Here is a 19593-nt window from a genome sequence, read left to right as displayed (position 1 = left end):
ATTTCGCACCCCCTATGACACAGTCCCTCAAAGAACTCCTTGCGGCCAAGGCCGCGCTGGACATGGAAATTGCCAAGGCCCGCACCTCGGCGGCCGACGCAGCCCTGTCCAAGGTCCAGAAGCTGGTGACCGATTTCGGATTCACCCAGCAGCAAGTGTTCCCCTACATCCCAGCAAAAACCAGCGCACCGGCGAAGTATCGCGATCCGTCTACAGGAGCAACGTGGACAGGTCGCGGCAAGCCTCCGAACTGGATCAAGGACCAGGATCGCGACGACTTCCTCATCGAACGCAAACCCGAGGCGGCCCAAGGCCCGTTCCTCGCAGAAATGGCGGCAGCGGCAGCTCGCAACTGAAGGCGCTGCACACGGCGGCACGCAGGATGCCGTGCGGTGGAGTTCCGATGCGAAGGAATCTGTGCCTTCCGAAAAAAAGCCCTCTGAGCATTCAGCGGGCTTTTTTTCCGGCCTGGCGCCGGCAGCGTAGTCACTGCCGGCATCTTTCTTTCGATGGCGTGCATCGCGCTCCGGCAGGGGGACCAGCCGGGCCTTTGCGGCACCGCCAGCCCTCAGGCGTGGCTGACGGGGCAGCTGCCTGCCTTGCCCATGATGCTGTCGGCAGGCGCCTGCGCGCGGTCATTCAGGCCGTAGTCGCGCAGCACCTGGGTGACGCGCACGCGGTAGTCCTTGAAGATCTTGTCGCGGCCGGCGCGCTGGGCGCTGAGGTGGGCTTCCACGTTGCGCCACTGGACGACGGCTTCCTCGTCGCGCCAGGTGGTGACGGACATGACTTTCTCGGGGTTGAGCGTGCTCTGGAAGCATTCCACGGAGATGAACCCCTCCATGGGCTTGAGCATGGGGGTGAGCTTGTTGACCAGATCCACATAGGTCTGGTTCTGGCCGGGCAAGGCCTGCAGTTCGAACAGTACGACAACCATCTTCAACTCTCCTTTTTTCGGGAACAGAGATTCCGGCGCCGCGCAGCGCGGCTCCGGCGTGGGGGAAATGGGTGAATGGGCGGCGCCGCAGGTTCAGCGGCTGCGCTCCAGGTGGGTCAGCCAGGCGGCCAGCACATCGCGCGCGGCCAGCGCCAGCAGGCCGCCGTATTTCTGGGCATCGGCGCGCAGGGTGCGCGGGTCCACCTTGGCCATGCCGAGCTCACAGGCATGGCCGACCAGCCAGCGCTCCAGCCGGGCCGCGTCGGCCTCCAGATGGAATTGCAGGCCCAGCACCTGCGGTCCGACGGCGAAGGCCTGGTTGGCGCCGATGGCGGTGCCGGCCAGGTGCACGGCGCCTTCGGGAATGTCGAACTGGTCGCCATGCCAATGGAGCACGGGCACGCCGTCCAGCCTGGACAGGGGCGAGGCCAGGCCGGCGTCGGTGAGCGTGAGCGGCGAGAAGCCGATTTCCTTGACGCCCAGCGGGTAGACCCTGGCGCCCAGCGCGCGCGCAATGAGCTGCGCGCCCAGGCAGATGCCCAGCAGCGGCTTGCCGCTGTCCAGCCAGCGGCGCACGGCCGCCAGCTCCTGGGCAACGAAGGGATAAAGCGCCTCGTCATAGGCACCTATGGGGCCGCCCAGCACGACGAGCAGGTCGGCACGGCCCAGGTCCAGGGTGTCAAGCTCGCCGATGCTGGGATCGACGTACTGCACTTCGTAGCCGCGGCTGGCGAACTCGGCATGCAGGGTGCCCAGGTCTTCGAAGTGGATGTGGCGCAGCGCGATGGCTTTTTTCATGGGAGGAACTCAGGTGGATACAGGAGGGTGGCTTGGAACGTGCGGAGCCCGTCAGGCGCCGGGCTTGAGATCGACGTGGATATGGCCTGCCGAGGGGAAGGTGCAGCAGGCCAAGGCATAGCCGGCTTCCTTTTCCCTATCGCTGAGGCAAAAGTCCGCCTCCAGCCGTGAACTGCCTCCCGTGATGCGGATGCGGCAGCTGCCGCAGATGCCGGCCCGGCACTGGCTGCGGATGGCAATGCCCACGCCTTCCAGGATCTCCAGCAGGCTTTTGCCGGACGCGGCTTCGACAATCTGCCCGCTGTGCGCGATCTGCAGCTGGCATGCCTGCGCGGTCTCGCCTGGCTGGGCGGTGGATGCGGCAGGCGGCGTGAAGGCCTCGATGTGCTGTATGGCACCGGGAAAGCAGGCCCGCGCATGCTCGCGAAAGGTCTGCGCAAAGGCGTGGCCGCCACAGATGACGACGGCCTGGGGCTGGCCCAGCGCCAGCAGGGACTGCTGCGAGGGGCGGCCCGGCACGAAGGGCCCGTGGGCGGCAATGTCTTCACGCGTGATGTGGATACGCAGGTCGAACCAGGGGGCCGTTTCGCACAGCTGCTGCAGCTCCTGCAGGAACGGAATGTCGGCCATGCGCGCAAAGCACAGCAGCAGCGTGGTGCGGGGCACGCGCCGGCCCTGCTGGCGCAGCCGGTCCAGTTCGCGCAGCAGCGCCAGCGGCAAGGTCAGGCCGATGCCGCCGGCCAGCATGACCAGGGAGTCCAGGCCCAGCACCAGGTCGGCCGTGATGTCGCCGGCCACGCCGCCCAGCGGCAGCGTGGAGCCTGCGCGCAGCACCGCATGCATGTGGTCGGAGACGCTGCCCCGGCCCGAGCTTTTGACGGCAATGTCGAACTGGCCGGCGCCGTCGTGCTCGCTGCAGGGCTCGTAGCGGGTGATGGAGTACAGCCGCTGCTGCATGGTGCCACTGGCGTCGGCATGCTCGACGGCCACATGCCGGCCGGGCCGCAGGCCGCCGAGGAATTGCGCCGAGGCGCCCTGCACGCGCAGGGTGTAGACCATGACGCCGCCCGCCTCTGCCCGTGCCGCGGCGCAGCGCGCGAGCATGCTGCCTGCCTGGAGGGCGGCGCTCATGCCTGCATCTCCTCGAGGACCGAGGACACCAGCGCCACGCTGCCGCCCAGGTTGCGGCCCGCCAGGCCGATGCGGTCGATCAGGCTTTGCACCGAGTCGGTGTAGACGCCGATCTCGTTGCTGTCGCCCACGTCGTGCAGGATGTCGCGCGCATGCGGCATGCCGACCATGGTGAAGACGGTGGACCAGGCGCCCAGCTCGTTGTTGGCGAACATCTGCACGGTCTTGAGGATGATGGAGCGCAGGTAGCTGCGCTCACGGTTGCTCAGGCCCTGGACGATGTCGGTGGCCACCGAGCTGAAGACGCTGGAGTGGCTCCATTCGTCCACGGCGTGGGTGCGCGTGACCTCGTGGCAGATGGGCTGAATGCTTCGGTCCTCGGCCATGGTCTTGAGGTAGTCGGTGATCAGGGTCTCGCTGGCGCAGGCAATGGCGAAGCGGGCCAGGCGGCGCTCCCATTCCGCGCCGCACTGCGCCAGCACGCCGTTGCGCCAGCCGACGAGGTTGAAGTCCGCGTAGTCCAGCGGCGCCAGGCCGCGCATCTCGTAGATGTAGTTGCAGGCCATGATGGACATGCGGGTGTGCAGGGCCTCGTCCAGCAGGGCCTGGGACATGACGTCCTGCAGCAGCGCCCGGTTGGCGCTGGGCGGCGGGGTCTTGATGATGTCCTCGCAGGCCGGCGTGACCACGTTGCACTCGATGTAGATGGTCTTGAGGTTGTAGATGCCCCAGGCGTAGGACAGGCATTGGTCGCGCAGGTGCTGTGGCGCCTCCACCCATGCCTGGTGATCGCGAAACGGCAGCAGCGAGGCGGTGAAGTCCTGCCGGGCGGGGTCGAACGCCAAGCCGCAGTAATCAGGCAGGTCCTGATTCACGGCCGCTCTTGACTTCCAGAGCAGGGACAGCTTTTTGAGCGCATCGCGCACGGCGTCATCTGTCCGAGAGATATCGAGATTCATTTTTCAACTCCGTGTGATTGAACTTGATTGATCTGAGTCAAATCGCCTATTCCCTCCCCCCGCTTTCTCCATCTGCCGCAATCACCAATGGCGCCGCAAATGGCACTGCAATTGACGCTGCAGATGGCAGATACGTTGTCATGGATTTCTTCACTCTGTCATATTCCACCTTGAATCAATCTCCCCAACTGCAGATTGCGGATGATTCCTGGCGGTATTGGATCTCATGACTTTCAACGTCTGGCGGCGAATTCTATGGAGATAGCGTGGATTCAAACAGACCTATTTTCGCCAATGAACCAGACCGCTTTTTTCAACGGTTTACATTGGCATGCCACCTTAATTGGTCTGCTCACCCGCTGAAACATGGTCGGAATCAAGGCCGCTGCACTTTGTAGACTGCCCATTACCGATGCGCCCTGGTTTCCAAATCCTTCCATAATCCGGGCGCTGCCGATTCCCGTGCTTCAGCGCCTCCAAGACAGCCAATGCGACATGGACGATTTATCGCTCCCCAGAATCAATTCCCTGGAACTCCAACACGCGGACAGCGAGGCCTGGGACGCCATAGCGGCCGAGCGGACACGGCAGGCGCGTTCGATTGAATTGATTGCCTCTGAAAACTTCGTGAGCCGCGCGGTGATGGAGGCGCAGGGCTCGGTGCTGACCAACAAATACGCCGAGGGCTATCCGGGCGTGCGCTACTACGGCGGCTGCGCCAATGCCGATGCCGTGGAGAACCTGGCCATTGCGCGTGCCAAGGCGCTGTTCGGCTGCGCGCACGCCAACGTGCAGCCGCACTCGGGCAGCCAGGCCAACCAGGGCGTGTACCTGGCGTTCCTGGAGCCCGGCGACAAGATCATGGGGCTGGACCTGCGCTCGGGCGGGCACCTGACGCATGGCTCCAGCGTGAGCGTGTCGGGCAAGTGGTTCCAGTCCATCAGCTACGAGGTGGACGCCCGCTCCCAACTCATCGACATGGACCAGGTGCGGCGCATTGCGCTGAAGGAGCGGCCCAGGCTCATCATTGCCGGAGGCTCGGCCTATTCACGGCAGATGGACTGGGCCGAGTTCCGGCGCATTGCCGACCGGGTGGGCGCCATCTTCATGGCCGACATCGCGCACGTGGCGGGGCTGGTGGCCGCGGGCGTGTTCCCCTCGCCCGTGGAGCACGCCCATGTGACCACGACCACCACGCACAAGACGCTGCGCGGGCCGCGCGGCGGCATGATCCTCTCGGCCGACGCCGAGATCGCCAGGCGCATAGACGCCGCCGTGTTTCCGGGCCTGCAGTCCGGCCCGCTGATGCATGTGGTGGCGGCCAAGGCGGTGGCGCTGGGCGAGGCGCTCAAGCCCGCCTTCCGTACCTATGCGCGGGCCGTGGTGGACAACGCCCGCGTGCTGTGCGACCGGCTGTCGCAGGGCGGACTGTCCGTGGTGTCCGCAGGCACGGACTGCCATCTGGGCGTGATCGACCTGCGCCCCTGGGAGCTGACGGGCAAGGCCGCCGAAACGGCGCTGGAGCAGATCGGCATCACGGTCAACAAGAACGCCGTGCCCGGCGACGGCGCGCGGCCGCTGGTGACCTCGGGCATCCGCGTGGGCAGCGCGGCCTGCACCACGCGCGGCATGGGCGCCGACGAGTTCCGCGAGATCGGCGACATGATTCTTGCCACGCTGGGCGGCATACGCAGCGGCACCATGAACGCGCGCACGCTCAAGTCCATCCACGAAGGCGTGTCCGACCTGACCGGGCGCTTTCCCCTGCCCTACTGAGGCATGCAGCGTCCAGCGCCTCCCAACCTGTCAGGGTTTTCGCAGCGCGTTGGCCAGGCGCAGCACGGCGGCCTCGATCTCGTAGGCCGTGAGCGAGGCATAGCCCAGCAGCCAGCCCGCCTGCCGCTGCTCGCCCGCGTACAGGCGGCTGAGCCCCTGCAGCAGCACGCCCGCCGCGGCGGCGCGGCGGATGGTGTCTTCCTCGGACCAGCCGGGCTCCAGCAGGCAGGGCACCTGCATGCCGCCCTGGGGCCTTGGCGCGGTGACGATGCCGGCCAGGTGCCTGCCTATGGATTCGAGGATGACCTCGCGCCGCCCCGCATACAGCTTGCGCATGGCCCGCACGTGGGAGTTGTAGTGGCCGTCCTCCATGAAGCGCGCCAGCGTCAGCTGCTGGATCTGGGGCGTGTGCCCGTCCATGATGCTGCGCGCCTGGACAAAGGCGCGCACCAGCTCCTGCGGCAAGGCCATGTAACCCATGCGCAGGCCCGGGTACAGGGTCTTGCCGAAGGTGCCGATGTAGATGGTGCGCGCGTGCTTGTCCAGGCCTTGCACGCAGGCGGTGGGCATGCCGTCGTAGTGGAATTCGCTGTCGTAGTCGTCCTCGATGATCCAGCGCCCGCGCTCGAATGCCCAGCGGATCAGGTCCAGCCGCCGCTCCAGCTGCATGGTGACGCCCGTGGGGTACTGGTGCGATGGCGTGACATAGACGCAGGTGGCGCCGCTGCGGTCGGCGTGCAGCAGGTCGGTGCGAATGCCTTGCGCGTCCACGTCGATGGGCAGGACCTTGGCCTCGGCCGACTCGAAGGCCTTGCGGGCGCCGAAGTAGCCCGGGTTCTCCAGCAGGATGGGCCGGCCCGCATCCACCAGCAGCTGCGCGCACAGGAACAGCGCCTGCCGCGTGCTGCTGAGCACCACGATCTGCCCGGCCTCCACCTTGGCGCCGCGCTCCAGGTTGAGGTAGGTGGCAATGGCCTTGCGCAGCGGCTCGGCGCCCTGCGGGTCGCCGTGCAGCAGGACGCTGGCCCGGTAGTCCTTGAGCGCCTGCCGCTGCAGCCGCTCCCAGACATCGGTGGGAAAAGTGCGCGTCTCGGGCAGGCCGGTGGCAAAGGCCCGAATGGTCTGCTGGTCGGCGATGCCGCCGCCGTCAACAATGGCCTGGCCGCGCCGGCTCAGGCCGGCACCGGCCCTTATGGCACCGGCAGTACCGGCCGCACCGGCCGCATGGGCGCTGCGCTCGTGCTCGGGCAAGCGGCCGCGCCGCGCCGCCCGGCCCCGCAGCTCGGTGCCGATGGTCTCGGAGACATAGCTGCCCGATCCCTGGCGCCGCACGATGAAGCCGTCTCGGTGCAGCTGGGTGTAGGCGTTCTCCACCGTGTCGCGGGCAATGCCCAGCGAGTCGGCCAGCGAGCGCGTGGCCGGCAGCTTCAGGCCCGGCAGCAGCGCCCCATCCAGGATCAGCGCACGCATGGCGCGCTGCACCCGCTGGTGCAGGTCCAGCTGTCGCAGGTCGGCATCTCCCATGCGGATCTTCAGGGTCTCAAGCTCGAAGGTCTTGCTCATGCGGTCTGCCGCCTTTCATCTCATTGCACCTCTTTGGCAGGCCATTGTACTGATGCAAATGCTGCGCGCCCATTGCAAAGTGGTCTGCAACAAGAGAGCGAAGTGTATGGATCATTCAGTCCACTTCAGCGCTCAAATACCCCTTTCCCCAGACAGCCAGGAATCCAACCCCCAAGGAAAACGAGAAGACCATGCCTTCATCAGACACACACTCACCCCTTCGCTTCAGCGACCTCATCCACCCCGTGGTGGCCGGGCTGATCTCGGTCATCGTCAACTACGGCGGCACCTTCATCCTGGTGTTCCAGGCCGCCAAGGTGGCCGGCCTGAGCCCGGAACTCACGGCTTCGTGGGTGTGGTCGATTTCGATTGGCGTGGGCGTCACCGGGCTGGTGCTCAGCTGGCTCTCGCGCGAGCCCATCATCACGGCCTGGTCCACGCCGGCCGCCGCCTTCCTGGTGACGGCCCTAGCCACCACGCCGTATGCCGAGGCCGTGGGCGCCTATGTGGTGTCGGCCGCGGCCTTCGTGGTGCTGGGACTGTCGGGCTGGTTCGAGCGCGTGATCCGGCTGATTCCGCCCGGCGTGGCCTCGGGCCTGCTGGCGGGCATCCTGCTGCAGTTCGGCATCAAGGCCTTTGGCGGCATGAGCGTGGACCCGGTGCTGGCCGGCCTGCTGATCGTGGCCTACGTTCTGCTCAAGCGGCTGACGGCGCGCTATGCGGTGGTCGGCATCCTGGCGCTGGGCCTGGCGTTCCTGCTGGCGCAGGACCGTGTGGACCTGTCCGGGCTGCAGCTGCGCTTTGCCGCGCCCGTGTTCACGCGGCCGGAATTCACGCTCAACGCCCTGCTGAGCGTGGCCCTGCCGCTGTTCCTGATCACGCTGACTGGCCAGTACATGCCCGGCATGCTGGTGCTGCGCAACGATGGCTTCAAGACCAGCGCCAACCCCATCGTCACGCTGACGGGCCTGGGCTCGCTGCTGATGGCGCCGTTCGGCTCGCACGCCTTCAACATCGCCGCCATCACGGCCGCCATCTGCACGGGCAAGGAGGCGCATGAAGAGCCGTCCAGGCGCTGGATCGCAGGCATCGCTGCGGGCGTGTTCTACATCCTGGTGGGTGTGTTCGGCGTCACGCTGGCGGCCGTGTTCATGGCGTTCCCGGCCACCTTCATCACCACGCTGGCGGGCCTGGCGCTGCTGGGCACCATCGGCGGCAGCCTGGCCAATGCGCTGGCCGATGCCAAAACCCGCGAGGCCTCGCTGATCACCTTCCTGGCCGCCGCCGCCAACATTTCCATGCTGGGCATAGGCGGCGCCTTCTGGGGCCTGGTCATCGGTCTGGTCGCCCATGCCGTGCTCAACGGCCAGTGGCCGCGCCGGGCCGCCCGCAGCGAGGCGGGCACCGGCAACGTGCCCGCCGCCGATGCCGCCATCAAAAGGAGCTGAAACCATGCTTGCGACACAAGACACCACCGGCGGCACCGCCCAAGCCGCCGACACCCTGACGCGCCACGACCAGCACGGCCGCTACCCCCAGGCCGAGACGGTGGACGATTTCCGGCACAACCTGGCCACCGTGCAGGCGCGCATGGCCGCTGCGTGCCGCCGCGCAGGGCGCGACCCGGCCAGCGTGCGCCTGCTGCCCGTGAGCAAGACCAAGCCCGAATCCAGCCTGCGCCTGGCACACGCGGCGGGCTGCCGCATGCTGGGCGAGAACAAGGTGCAGGAAGCCTTCGGCAAGTGGGAGGCCATGCAGGACCTGGCCGATCTGCAGTGGTCCGTCATCGGCCACCTGCAGACCAACAAGGCAAAGCTCGTGGCACGCTTTGCCAGCGAGTTCCAGGCGCTGGACAACCTGCGCGTGGCCGAGGCGCTGGACCGCCGCCTGCAGGCCGACGGCCGGGCGCTGGACGTGTTCGTGCAGGTCAACACCTCGGGCGAGGCCAGCAAGTACGGCCTGCCGCCCGACGAGGTGCAGGGATTCCTCCAGGCCCTGCCCGCCTTCAGTGCGCTGCGCGTGCGCGGCCTGATGACGCTGGCCCTGTTCTCCAGCGAGGCCGAGCGCGTGCGCCAGTGCTTCGTGCTGCTGCGCCGCCTGCGCGACCAGCTGCGCCAGAGCGCGCCGGCGGGCATCTCGCTGGACGAACTGTCCATGGGCATGTCCGGCGACTTCGAGATCGCCATCGAGGAAGGCGCCACCGTGGTGCGCGTGGGCCAGGCCATCTTCGGCGCCCGCGCCCAGCCGGACAGCTTCTACTGGCCCGCCGGCGGCCCTGATCCCGCCGCCCTGGCGCTGCCCTGAACGCGCCCCCTCGCCACCCTTTTCGATTCAACCCTGACCCCGCTTGAGGACCTTGACATGCAAAAAGCCATGCAACCCCTTGATTCCCGCCTGATGAAGGCCTATGCCCGCCAGCCCGTGTCCTTCGTCCGTGGCCGTGGGGCCCGGCTCTGGGACGAGCACGGCACCGAATACCTGGACGCCATTGCGGGCGTGGCAGTGACCGCCCTGGGCCACGCGCACCCGGAGATCGCCGCCGTGATCGCCGAGCAGGCCGGCCTGCTGCTGCACACCTCCAACGTGTTCCGCATCGACTGGCAGGAACGCCTGGGCCAGCGCCTGTGCGCCCTGGCCGACATGGAGACGGCCTTTTTCTGCAACTCCGGCGCCGAGGCCAACGAGGCCGCGCTCAAGCTGGCGCGCCTGCACGGCCACCGCAGGCAGGTGGCGCGGCCGCAGATCCTGGTGATGGACAACGGCTTTCACGGCCGCACGCTGGCCACGCTGTCGGCCACCGGCAACCCGGCCAAGCAGCGCGGCTTCGAGCCGCTGATGCCGGGCTTCGTGCGCGTGCCCTATGACGACATCGCGGCCGTGCACCACGCCGCCGGCCAGCATGGCGACATCGTGGCCGTGCTGATCGAGCCCGTGCAGGGCGAAGGCGGCATCCGCCTGGCAAGCCCCGACTACCTGCGCCAGCTGCGCAGCCTGTGCGACCGGCACGGCTGGCTGCTGATGCTCGACGAGATCCAGACCGGCCTGGGGCGCACCGGCGCCTGGTTCGGCCACCAGCATGCGGGCATCGCCCCCGATGTGATGACCCTGGCCAAGGCCCTGGGCAACGGCATTCCGATCGGCGCCTGCCTGGCACGCGGGCCTGCGGCCGACCTGATCTCGCCCGGCCAGCATGGCTCCACCTTTGGCGGCAACCCGCTGGCCTGCCGCGTGGGCTGCACGGTGCTGGACATCATGGAGACCGAGGACATCCCCGGCCGCGCCAGGCAACTGGGCCGGCGCCTGCTCAACGGCCTGCAGCAGGCGCTGCACGGCCACCCCGACGTGCTGGCCGTGCGCGGCCAGGGCCTGATGGTGGGCATCGAGCTGAACCGCAACTGCCAGGACCTGGTGGGCCGCGCGCTGGCCCAGCAGCGCCTGCTGATCACGGTGACGCGCGAATCCACCATCCGCCTGCTGCCGCCGCTGATCTGCGACGAGCGCCAGATCGACGACATCGTCGCCCGCCTGGCCTGCCTGCTGGAGCCGGCCAGCGCCGCGCAGGCAGGCACACCCGCCGCAGGCCAGCTGGCGGCTGCATGACCATCGCTCCCTACAGCCCTTGCCCCAATACAGGAACCATTCACCCATGTACGACGCATCCCTGACCCTGGCCGACTTCGACCTGCAGCTGGCCAAGGCCATCCAGAGCGAGAAACGCCGCCAGGAAGACCATGTGGAACTCATCGCCTCCGAAAACTACGCCAGCCCGCTGGTGATGGCGGTGCAGAACTCGGTCTTCACCAACAAGTACGCCGAGGGCTACCCCGGCAAGCGCTACTACAGCGGCTGCGAGAACGTGGACGTGGCCGAGCGCCTGGCCGTGGAACGCGCCATGGCGCTGTTCGACTGCGACTACGCCAACGTGCAGCCCCATGCCGGCGCCCAGGCCAATGCCGCCGTGTTCCTGGCGCTGGCCCAGCCCGGCGACACCGTCATGGGCATGAACCTGGCCCAGGGCGGCCACCTGACGCATGGCAACCCGTCCAACTTCTCGGGCCGCCACTACCGCATCGTCCCCTACGGCCTGGACCCCGCCACGGGCCTGATCGACTACGACGAGATGGAGCGCATCGCCCTGGAGCACCGGCCCCGCATGCTCATAGGCGGCTTCTCTGCCTACTCGCGCCACAAGGACTGGGCCCGCATGCGCGCCATTGCCGACAAGGTGGGCGCCGTGTTCTGGGTGGACATGGCCCATGTCGCAGGCCTGGTGGCTGCGGGCGAATACCCCAGCCCCCTGCCCCACGCGCATGTGGTCACCAGCACCACGCACAAGACGCTGCGCGGCCCGCGCGGCGGCCTGATCCTGTCCAAGGGACAGGACGAAACCTTCAACCGCCGCCTGAGCTCGGCCGTGTTCCCCGGCGTGCAGGGCGGGCCGCTGATGCATGTGATCGCCGCCAAGGCCGTCGCCTTCAAGGAGGCGCTGCAGCCCGGCTTCAAGGCCTACCAGCGCCAGGTGCTGGCCAACGCCCGCGCCATGGCCGCCGTGATCCAGCAGCGCGGCTACCGCATCGTCTCGGGCGGCACGGACAACCACCTGATGCTGATCGACCTGTCCGACCGCAGCTACACCGGCAAGGACGCCGACGCCGCGCTCAGCGAGGCGCACATCACCACCAACAAGAACACCGTGCCCAACGACCCGCGCTCGCCCTTCGTGACCTCGGGCCTGCGCATAGGCACGCCCGCCGTCACCACGCGCGGCTTCGGCGAGGCGCAGTGCAAGCAGTTGGCCGGCTGGCTGTGCGATGTGCTCGATGCGCTGGACGCGCAGGAAGGCGCCCGCTTTGCCAAGGTGGCGGCGCAGGTGCGCGATCAGGTGACGGAGCTGTGCCGTCGGTATCCGGTGTATGAATGAACCACGGACATGAATCGCTCTCGGCACTGACAACAGCGCAGGGCCTCCAAGCTACGTCCAGGCAAGAGGTAGAACCGCAGCAAGGACAGCAACTACCGGGAAAGGCGGTTTTTGATTCTGTCCACGCCTGCTTTACCCAGCGCAAGTGATCGTCTTGCCGCCTCCTTCAGTTGCGCGGGCTCTGGCAAAACCTGGCTCGCCAACGTACCCACTCGCAGGGCAGATTGCCGGACCTGGTTAACTGTCGAGTCGGCAGCATCGCGCAACTCTTCCATGCTGGGCAAATTCTTGCTGGCTTCCCTCAGCGTACCGCCGACGCCGTCGGCAACTTGTCCGGCCCGGAGGTGGGCCTGAGCCCAAGCCTTGGACATCCCCCCCTCCGGAACTTGCGAAAGCGTGGCAATGCAGGCATTCAGCAACGTGTGTTCAGACTCTGAAAGTGGTTTGCCCGTCTCCAGCAGAGACCTTAGAAAGTCACCCAGATCGGCAGCGATCGCCAAATGATTGCAGTCCGGGTTGGCGTGGAGGAAGGTGGCAAGCTCTTGGGCAACGTCCTGCGGCTGACCCTGTCCAAGTTGGCTTTCCAGCAGCGGGACCGCCTGACCGACGAAATTCGGGTCAAACCCCCACTCTTCCACCAAATGCTCCACCAGCACGCTGCGCTGTTCTTGGTCGATTTTTCCGCCCATAGCGGCAATTCGTAGGGCAAGCGGTGCAATCAGGTCGAACAACGACAAGGCAAGCACATCGAGAGGCGTATTCAGGAATTTGGGGATCTCAATGACCCGAGATCCACGGCTGTTGGAAAACATGCGATAGAGCCCATAGCAAGCGCCTCCCGAGGCCAATGCAGCAAAAGCGACCCACCCAAGCGGTGTGGCAGCGGTTCCAATACCGATTGCGCCCAATAGCCCAGATGGCGCAAAGAATGTTGAAGCCACCAGACTCGACTTGGCGACTGCCGCGCCAGTTCCAGCAGCCCCCAGAACATCCCACAGCTCACGGCCCCGGTTGACCATTCGCAAAGAGCGATAGGCGTTCTCTCCAATCGCCAACTTTGCCTTGAACCGCAGCGGCTCGGCAACAACCTGCTCCACACCGTCCAGAGTGAAATTTTCGCTGGAAATTTCATGGATTTGCTTCATGCCAGCGCCGCTTTGAATTGCGCAACAAACAGGCGGATCCTGTCTTGCAGATCTGGAAAATCCATCTCTTTCTTGGCTCCGTAGGCAATGCCCAATGCAATCGCCAGCGGGCTCAACAACGCTCCAAGCAATGTTCCTATCAGCGGTACTGCGCTCAACAATGCACCGACCACCAAGGCAACCGCTGTGGCGAATGCCAAGGTGGGGAACTGGTCTAGCGTAAGAAAGATGAGATCAAGAATCTTCCGCCCGATACGCACCAGTCGGCGTCCGACCTGCGATGACAAGCGCAGCAGATTGGCCAGGATGGCCTTCGCATCAGCGGAAACATTCAAACCCTCGATTTTTTGAAGCAAGGCGCGTTCAGTACGTTTGGTGTTCTGAAAGAATTTCGCCTCATTGGGTATTGAACCCTTGTCGTGATCATCAGGCTCGCTGTTCGACTGGCTCGCTTGCGGCACTATTTCCATGGCGGCGGCTTGTATCAGTGAAGAAAGGACACGGAACGGAAGCCTGCATTATGTCGTTACACATGCCCGCGATCCGCATGGCTTCACCAGTCGAAGCCCGTTCTTTTCATTCGTTATGACACCGGCATGATTCGCCCTGCCTTGAACCCCGTCAAGGACTGGCGCAGGCGCCGTCCATCCCCGCCATCTCCGCCAGCTTCTGCATGCGCGAGCGCTGGTTCAGGCAGGCCTGGTGCTGGGCTTCGGCCGCCTTTTGCTGCGCCAGCTTCGCGGCCTTGGCGCGCTCGGCCTGCAGCTGGGCGATGCGCTCGCGGATCTGGGGCATGGCGGCCACGGCGGCCTTTTCGCCTTCAAGAATGGCGCTGGCGCGCTGGGTGAAGTCGGCCGGGCCGATGTCCAGCACCTTGGGGCGGATGGTGATGTCGGCGCGGGCCAGCTCGGCCTGGCCCAGCTTCTGGCCCATGATCGCAATGGACTGGCCCAGTGCGCCCAGCATGTTCTCGGGCGCCTTGCCACGGGCCTTGTTGGAGATGTCCACGGCGATCACCAGATCGGCGCCCAGCTGGCGCGCGGCGTCCACGGGCACGGGGCTGGTGATGCCGCCATCGACGAAGTGGAACTTTCCGATGGCCACGGGCTGGAACACACCCGGAATGCTGCTGGAGGCACGCACCGCCTGCCCCGTATTGCCGCGCGCGAACACGGTGCGCTCGCCGTCCTCCAGCCGCGTGGACACCGCCACGAAGGGCTTGGCCAGCTGCTCCAGCGGCTTGCGGCCCACCTGTTCGTTCACATAGTCTTCCAGCTTCTGGCCCACCAGCAGGCCGCCCGAGGACAGCTGCAGGTCGCGGATCCTGGTCTCATCCAGCGCCACGGCCTTTTCCTGCAGCTCGAAGGCGTTCATACCGCCTGCATACAACGCCCCCACCACGCTGCCCGCGCTGGTGCCGGACACCACCGCAGGCGCAAGGCCATTGGCTTCCAGCATCTTGATGACGCCGATATGGGCAAAGCCCTTCACGGCCCCGCCGCCCAGGGCCAGACCGATCCTGATGGGGGTCACGGGTGTGCCCGGCACGGTGGGCGTGGACTCGGGCGTGGCCGCCGAGGGGCTGGGCGGGTTGCTGCCGCAAGCGGCCAGCCCCGCCAGGCTCAGGTACACCAGTGGACGCAAAAGGGCTTGGAGGCGCATGCCGGAAGATCCTGCTGTCGGATGACGAGATTCGGGGCGGGCAGTATAGCGGCAGGGGCAAACCACCGCCGGAGACGCATCATGCTGCGGACGGCAGAGGGCGTCCTGAGGTCGCTCAGGGATGCGTGGGCTCAAACCGCTGGATTCGCGCCAGCACGTCCGCCATGGCATCGCGGGCTTCGGCAAGGTCGTAGTCGGACTGCAGGTTGAGCCAGCTTTGCGCGTCCGTGCCAAAGAAGACCGCAAGGCGCAGCGCCGTATCCGCCGTGATGCCGCGCATGCCCTTCACGATCTCGTTGATGCGCCGAGGCGGCACATCGATGGCCTTTGCCAACGCGTACTGGCTCAGGCCCATGGGTTCGAGCCACTCCTGCATCAGGATTTCTCCTGGGTGCGGCCATTTGACTTCGCGGGTCATGTTGTAGTCCTTTCAGTGGTAATCCACGATCTCGACCTGGCTGGCATGGCCATCTGCCCAGACGAAGCAAAGGCGCCATTGCTCATTGATCCGAATGCTGTACTGGCCCCTGCGGCTTCCTTGAAGAGCCTCCAGTCTGTTGCCTGGCGGAATGCGCAGGAACTCCAGGGAGGTCGCTGCGTTCAGCTGCACAAGCTTGCGCATGGCAGCGACCTCCAGGTTGGCGAACCGCGCAACGCGCTTGCCAAGCATCAATGCCTGGGTGTCTGCACATCTGAAATCGAGGATCATGGATCAATAATAACGACTCCCGTTATTAGCTGATGCTTACCCCGCCTGCAGTTAGGCCCTCTTGCATCAACTCCGGGGACTGAGCAGTTCCCGCATCCCCTGCACAGCCTCCCTCAGAAACCCCCAGACCGCCTCGATGCGCTGAACCTGCCGGGCATCCGAGGGCATGCTCATCCAGAAGGTGCGGGTGAAGCAGGCCTCGGCGGGCAGCACGCGGCTGAGCACGGGGTCGCGGTCGGCGATGAAGGCGGGCAGCACGGCCAGGCCGGCGCCGGCGCGCACGGCCTCGTACTGGGCGGTGATGCTGGTGCTGCGAAAGGCAAAGCGCTCGGGCTGGAACAGGGTGGACAGCAGCTGCAGCTCACGCGTGAACAGAAGGTCGTCCACATAGTGGATGAAGCTGTGGTGGCGCAGGTCCTCGGTGCGCGCCACCAGCGGGCGGCGCGCAAGGTATTCGCGCTGGCCGTAGAGGAACAGCCGGTAGTCCGTGAGCTTGGTGACCACGGCCGAGCCGCGCGTGGGGCGCTCCAGCGAGATGACGATGTCGGCCTCGCGCCGCGACAGGTGCAGCAGGCGCGGCAGGGCCAGCAGGTCGATGCTCAGCAGCGGATGGCGCTGCGTCAGCGCGGCCAGCTGCGGGGCCAGCAGCTGGGTGCCGAAACCCTCGGTGGCGCCCACGCGCACCAGGCCGGACGGGCCCTGGCTGGCGGATTCGGCCGCCAGCGGCATGCGCTCCAGCCCGGCGGCGGCGCGCTGCATGGCGTCTGCCACGCCCAGCAACTGTCGGCCGGCCTCCGTGGGCCGCCATTGGCCCGCTTCGCGCTCGAAGAGCACGGCCCCCAGCTGCTTTTCCAGGGCCTGGATGCGGCGCGACACCGTGGTGTGCTCCACGCCCAGTTGGCGCGCGGCGGCGGCCATGCTGCCGCTGCGTGCCAGCTCGCCAAAGAATCTCAGATGGTCCCAGTCCATGGGTCGAGGTCGCCTCAGTCGGCAGCGGCGCGGCGCGCGGCCAGCGTGCTGGGCGCACGCGCCAGCTCGTCGTTTTGCCGCACCAGGACGGCCATCATTTCCATGAACAGGCCCCGCTGCTCCTGCGGCAGCGGCTCCAGCATGCGCTGCTGGGCCCGCAGCACCGAGGGCTCGGCAGCGGCCAGCAGCGCAGCGCCTTCTGCGGTGACCGACAGCAGGCGCACGCGCCGGTCGGCCGGGCTGGTGTTGCGCACCATGAGGCCGCGCGCCTCCAGCCGGTCGATGACGCTGCCAATGGTGGAGGTGTCGAAACCGATCATCCGCGCCAGCGTGCGCTGGTCCACGCCGGGCTGGCGCAGCACGGCAGACAGCGCCGCGTACTGCACGGGGGTCACGCCGAATTCCTGGGTCTCTTCCATGAAGACGGCTACCGCGATCTGCTGCAGGCGGCGGATGTGGTAGCCGGGGTAGTTTTCTAGTTCTGCGGGTTGGTAGTCCATGGCCATTGCGCTCTTTTCCGGGTCCCTGCGGGCAAGCGCAGATGTTCGCATGAACCGCGCCCTCCGTTGGCGTTGGCTGGCGGACAGGTGATTCACCCGGACACGCTGTCCACCACCGTTTGGCCTGCATCCAGGGAAACCCCAGGCTGGCCTGATGCAAATCAACACTACACTCATCGTCAGCATACTGTTTAATTAGTCGCGACGCAGCTGACCCGCAGGCTGGCGACACGCACCACGAAGCACAGGACATCCATGAACACCAGCATTTCTTCCCGGGCGCTGCCCGTTCTTGTGGCAGGCGGCGGCATTGGCGGCGTGGCGGCCGCGCTGGCCCTGGCGCGCCAGGGATTCGCCGTCAAGGTGCTGGAGCAGGCGCCGCAGCTGGGCGAGATCGGCGCCGGCATACAACTGGGGCCCAACGCATTCGCGGCCTTCGACGCGCTGGGCATTGGCGAGCTGGCCCGTGGCCGCGCGGTCTATACCGACGAGATGGTGATGCACGACGCGCTCGATGAGCGGCTGGTCGGCCGCATTCCCACGGGCGAGGCGTTTCGTGCCCGCTTCGGCAACCCGTATGCGGTGATCCACCGCGCCGACATCCACACCTCGCTGCTCGAAGGCGCGCGCACCCACGGCCAAATCGAGACGCTGACGGGCACGCGCATCGAAGCCGTGCAGCAGGAGGGTGACACCGTCACCGTGCGCGACCAGCACGGCCAGGTCCATGTGGGCCAGGCCCTGATCGGCGCCGATGGCGTGAAGTCCGTGGTGCGCCAGCAGTACGTGGGCGATGCGGCGCGTGTCTCCGGCCACGTGGTGTACCGCGCCGTGGTGGAGAAGAACGACTTCCCCGAAGACCTGCGCTGGAACGCGGCCAGCATCTGGGTCGGCCCCAACTACCACCTGGTGCACTACCCGCTGCGTGGCGGCGAGCAGTACAACGTGGTCGTCACCTTCCACAGCCGCGAGCAGGAGGAATGGGGCGTGCGCGAAGGCAGCCGCCAAGAGGTGCAAAGCTACTACAGCGACTGCTGCCCGCGCGCCCGCCAGCTCATAGACCTGCCCAAAAGCTGGAAGCGCTGGGCCACGGCCGACCGCGAGCCCATTGGCCAGTGGAGCTTCGGCCGCGCCACGCTGCTGGGCGATGCGGCCCACCCTACCCTGCAGTACATCGCCCAGGGCGCCTGCATGGCGCTGGAAGACGCGGTGACGCTGGGCCAGGCGCTCAAGCGCTGCGGCAACGACTGGCCGCAGGCGCTGCGGCTGTACGAGCGCTCGCGCATCGCCCGCACGGCGCGCGTGGTGCTGTCCGCGCGCGAGATGGGCCGCATCTTCCACGCCAGCGGCGTGGAGCGCCTGGTGCGCAACGACCTCTGGAAGGGCCGCACGCCCCAGCGTTTCTACGACGCCATGGAATGGCTGTACGGCTGGAAGGCCGAAACCTGCCTCGCCGAAGACTGAACACAAGGAGACCGCCATGCAAGAACTTGGCCGCCTGGAAGACCTGCCCCAGGACTACCGCGACGAACTCACGCGCAACAACCTGGTGCCGCTGTGGCCCAGCCTGCGCAACGTGATGCCGCCGCACACGCCGCGCCCACGCACCCAGCCGATTGCCTGGCCCTACCAGGCCATCCGTCCGCTGCTGATGCAGGCCGGCGAGCTGACGCCCATCGAAAAGGCCGAGCGCCGCGTGCTGGTGCTGGCCAATCCCGGCCATGGGCTGGAGAAGATGCAGGCCAGCTCCTCCATCTACCTGGGCATGCAGCTGCTGCTGCCCGGCGAGTGGGCGCCCTCGCACCGCCACACGCCCAATGCCGTGCGCATGGTGGTGGAAGGCCAGGGCGCCTGGAGCCTGGTCGACGGCGAGAAATGCCCCATGGAGCGCGGCGACCTGATCCTCACGCCCACGGGCCTGTGGCACGAGCATGGCCATGACGGCGACGAGCCCGTGGTCTGGCTCGATGTGCTGGACCTGCCCCTGGCCTACTACCTGGAAGTCACCTACCACGTGGACGGCCCGCGCCAGCCCGCCCTGCCCGGCCGTGGCGACCGGTCGTATGCGCGCGGCGGCCTGGCACCCACGCAGGTGTTCGCCCGCAGCGCCAAGGCCTACCCCATGCTGCGCTACCCATGGAAGGATGCCCGCGCCGCGCTGCTGGAGCTGGCCGCCGACCGGCCCGATCTGGACTGCGTGCAGCTGGCCTACACCAACCCCGAGACCGGGGCCGACTGCGAAAACATCCTGGGCTTTTACGCGCTGATGCTGCGCCCGGGCCAGACGCTGCAGCTGCCCGCGCGCTCGCCGGCCTGCGTGTTCCATGTCATCGAGGGCGGCGCCAGCGTGGCCGCCGTGGACCGCCACTTCGACCTGGCCCCGGCCGACACCTGCTGCGTGCCCGGCTGGGCGCCGGCCACGCTGGCCAATACCAGCGCCAGCGAGCCCTCCTTCCTCTTCCTGGCCGACGAGGCGCCTTTGCACCGAAAGCTGGGCCTCTACGAGGTCCGGCCTTGAATCCT

The 19593-nt window shown here is 66.9% G+C and carries 20 protein-coding genes; 8 read left to right on the top strand and 12 right to left on the bottom strand.

Features of this window, described 5'->3' with window-relative positions:
* Positions 1-14 precede the first annotated feature (14 nt).
* Positions 15-356 carry an H-NS histone family protein gene (locus HFGMBDPB_RS16485; RefSeq protein WP_016446025.1) on the top strand — a complete coding sequence of 114 codons (342 nt, stop codon included), beginning with the start codon at positions 15-17 and terminating at the stop codon, positions 354-356.
* A 212-nt stretch (positions 357-568) separates the two neighbouring features.
* Here HFGMBDPB_RS16485 and HFGMBDPB_RS16480 read toward each other — a convergent pair whose 3' ends face one another.
* From HFGMBDPB_RS16480 to HFGMBDPB_RS16465, 4 genes are all read right to left on the bottom strand, one after another.
* The gene (locus HFGMBDPB_RS16480) at positions 569-937 is read right to left on the bottom strand and encodes an antibiotic biosynthesis monooxygenase family protein (RefSeq protein WP_012205544.1); all 369 of its coding nucleotides are present in this window, start codon (positions 935-937) and stop codon (positions 569-571) included.
* A gap of 93 nt (positions 938-1030) precedes the next feature.
* Positions 1031-1735, bottom strand: a complete 705-nt coding sequence (locus tag HFGMBDPB_RS16475; protein ID WP_212645804.1) for a glutamine amidotransferase — start codon at positions 1733-1735, stop codon at positions 1031-1033.
* A gap of 51 nt (positions 1736-1786) precedes the next feature.
* Entirely contained in the window at positions 1787-2866 is a 1080-nt protein-coding gene (locus HFGMBDPB_RS16470) for a 2Fe-2S iron-sulfur cluster-binding protein (RefSeq protein ID WP_212645803.1), read from the bottom strand.
* Positions 2863-3825: an AurF N-oxygenase family protein gene (locus HFGMBDPB_RS16465; protein ID WP_012205541.1), complete on the bottom strand. Its 963-nt coding sequence runs from the start codon at positions 3823-3825 to the stop codon at positions 2863-2865. Before HFGMBDPB_RS16465 ends, HFGMBDPB_RS16470 begins: the two co-directional genes overlap by 4 nt.
* Positions 3826-4320: 495 nt before the next feature.
* Between HFGMBDPB_RS16465 and HFGMBDPB_RS16460 the strand changes: the two genes are divergently transcribed.
* Positions 4321-5601: a serine hydroxymethyltransferase gene (locus HFGMBDPB_RS16460; RefSeq protein ID WP_174538920.1), complete on the top strand. Its 1281-nt coding sequence runs from the start codon at positions 4321-4323 to the stop codon at positions 5599-5601.
* A 30-nt stretch (positions 5602-5631) separates the two neighbouring features.
* Here the strand turns inward: HFGMBDPB_RS16460 and pdxR are convergent, their stop codons facing one another.
* Positions 5632-7164 carry a MocR-like pyridoxine biosynthesis transcription factor PdxR gene (pdxR, locus tag HFGMBDPB_RS16455; protein ID WP_212645802.1) on the bottom strand — a complete coding sequence of 511 codons (1533 nt, stop codon included), beginning with the start codon at positions 7162-7164 and terminating at the stop codon, positions 5632-5634.
* Positions 7165-7355: 191 nt separating this feature from the next.
* Between pdxR and HFGMBDPB_RS16450 the strand changes: the two genes are divergently transcribed.
* Genes HFGMBDPB_RS16450 through glyA form a run of 4 tightly spaced genes read left to right on the top strand, consistent with a single transcriptional unit; the run spans position 7356 to position 12085 of the window.
* Positions 7356-8612 carry a benzoate/H(+) symporter BenE family transporter gene (locus HFGMBDPB_RS16450; protein ID WP_061288727.1) on the top strand — a complete coding sequence of 419 codons (1257 nt, stop codon included), beginning with the start codon at positions 7356-7358 and terminating at the stop codon, positions 8610-8612.
* Positions 8613-8616: 4 nt separating this feature from the next.
* Positions 8617-9468, top strand: a complete 852-nt coding sequence (locus tag HFGMBDPB_RS16445) for a YggS family pyridoxal phosphate-dependent enzyme (RefSeq protein ID WP_212645801.1) — start codon at positions 8617-8619, stop codon at positions 9466-9468.
* A gap of 57 nt (positions 9469-9525) precedes the next feature.
* Positions 9526-10764 (top strand): aspartate aminotransferase family protein, encoded by a 1239-nt coding sequence (locus HFGMBDPB_RS16440; RefSeq protein ID WP_212645800.1) that lies wholly within the window; start codon positions 9526-9528, stop codon positions 10762-10764.
* A 46-nt stretch (positions 10765-10810) separates the two neighbouring features.
* On the top strand, positions 10811-12085 hold the full coding sequence (glyA, locus tag HFGMBDPB_RS16435) for a serine hydroxymethyltransferase (RefSeq protein WP_212645799.1): 1275 nt from the start codon (positions 10811-10813) through the stop codon (positions 12083-12085).
* 92 nt (positions 12086-12177) lie between these two features.
* On the opposite strand, the gene HFGMBDPB_RS16430 is transcribed toward glyA, so the two are convergent.
* The 7 genes from HFGMBDPB_RS16430 to HFGMBDPB_RS16400 form a co-directional block, all read right to left on the bottom strand.
* Complete coding sequence (locus HFGMBDPB_RS16430) at positions 12178-13230, bottom strand: hypothetical protein (RefSeq protein ID WP_203399398.1); 1053 nt, start codon at positions 13228-13230, stop codon at positions 12178-12180.
* Positions 13227-13700 (bottom strand): hypothetical protein, encoded by a 474-nt coding sequence (locus tag HFGMBDPB_RS16425; protein ID WP_050042469.1) that lies wholly within the window; start codon positions 13698-13700, stop codon positions 13227-13229. The genes HFGMBDPB_RS16430 and HFGMBDPB_RS16425 overlap by 4 nt, the downstream gene beginning before the upstream one ends.
* A 151-nt stretch (positions 13701-13851) precedes the next feature.
* On the bottom strand, positions 13852-14892 hold the full coding sequence (locus HFGMBDPB_RS16420; RefSeq protein ID WP_212645798.1) for a patatin-like phospholipase family protein: 1041 nt from the start codon (positions 14890-14892) through the stop codon (positions 13852-13854).
* 115 nt (positions 14893-15007) lie between these two features.
* The gene (locus HFGMBDPB_RS16415; RefSeq protein WP_043791964.1) at positions 15008-15310 is read right to left on the bottom strand and encodes a HigA family addiction module antitoxin; all 303 of its coding nucleotides are present in this window, start codon (positions 15308-15310) and stop codon (positions 15008-15010) included.
* A 12-nt stretch (positions 15311-15322) separates the two neighbouring features.
* Positions 15323-15601: a type II toxin-antitoxin system RelE/ParE family toxin gene (locus HFGMBDPB_RS16410; protein ID WP_047218636.1), complete on the bottom strand. Its 279-nt coding sequence runs from the start codon at positions 15599-15601 to the stop codon at positions 15323-15325.
* 66 nt (positions 15602-15667) lie between these two features.
* The gene (locus tag HFGMBDPB_RS16405) at positions 15668-16570 is read right to left on the bottom strand and encodes a LysR family transcriptional regulator (RefSeq protein ID WP_063326189.1); all 903 of its coding nucleotides are present in this window, start codon (positions 16568-16570) and stop codon (positions 15668-15670) included.
* Between the two features lie 14 nt (positions 16571-16584).
* The gene (locus HFGMBDPB_RS16400; RefSeq protein WP_034367535.1) at positions 16585-17121 is read right to left on the bottom strand and encodes a MarR family winged helix-turn-helix transcriptional regulator; all 537 of its coding nucleotides are present in this window, start codon (positions 17119-17121) and stop codon (positions 16585-16587) included.
* Between the two features lie 204 nt (positions 17122-17325).
* On the opposite strand from HFGMBDPB_RS16400, the gene HFGMBDPB_RS16395 reads away from it, so the two are divergent.
* On the top strand, positions 17326-18534 hold the full coding sequence (locus tag HFGMBDPB_RS16395; protein WP_212645797.1) for a 3-hydroxybenzoate 6-monooxygenase: 1209 nt from the start codon (positions 17326-17328) through the stop codon (positions 18532-18534).
* A gap of 16 nt (positions 18535-18550) precedes the next feature.
* A complete protein-coding gene (locus HFGMBDPB_RS16390; protein WP_203399402.1) occupies positions 18551-19588 on the top strand; it encodes a cupin domain-containing protein in 1038 nt (345 codons plus the stop codon).
* The last annotated feature ends 5 nt before the right edge of the window (positions 19589-19593 follow it).

This window comes from Delftia sp. PE138, assembly GCF_018320755.1.
Lineage (GTDB): Bacteria > Pseudomonadota > Gammaproteobacteria > Burkholderiales > Burkholderiaceae_C > Comamonas > Comamonas tsuruhatensis.
This window is presented reverse-complemented; position numbering and strand designations above follow the sequence as displayed.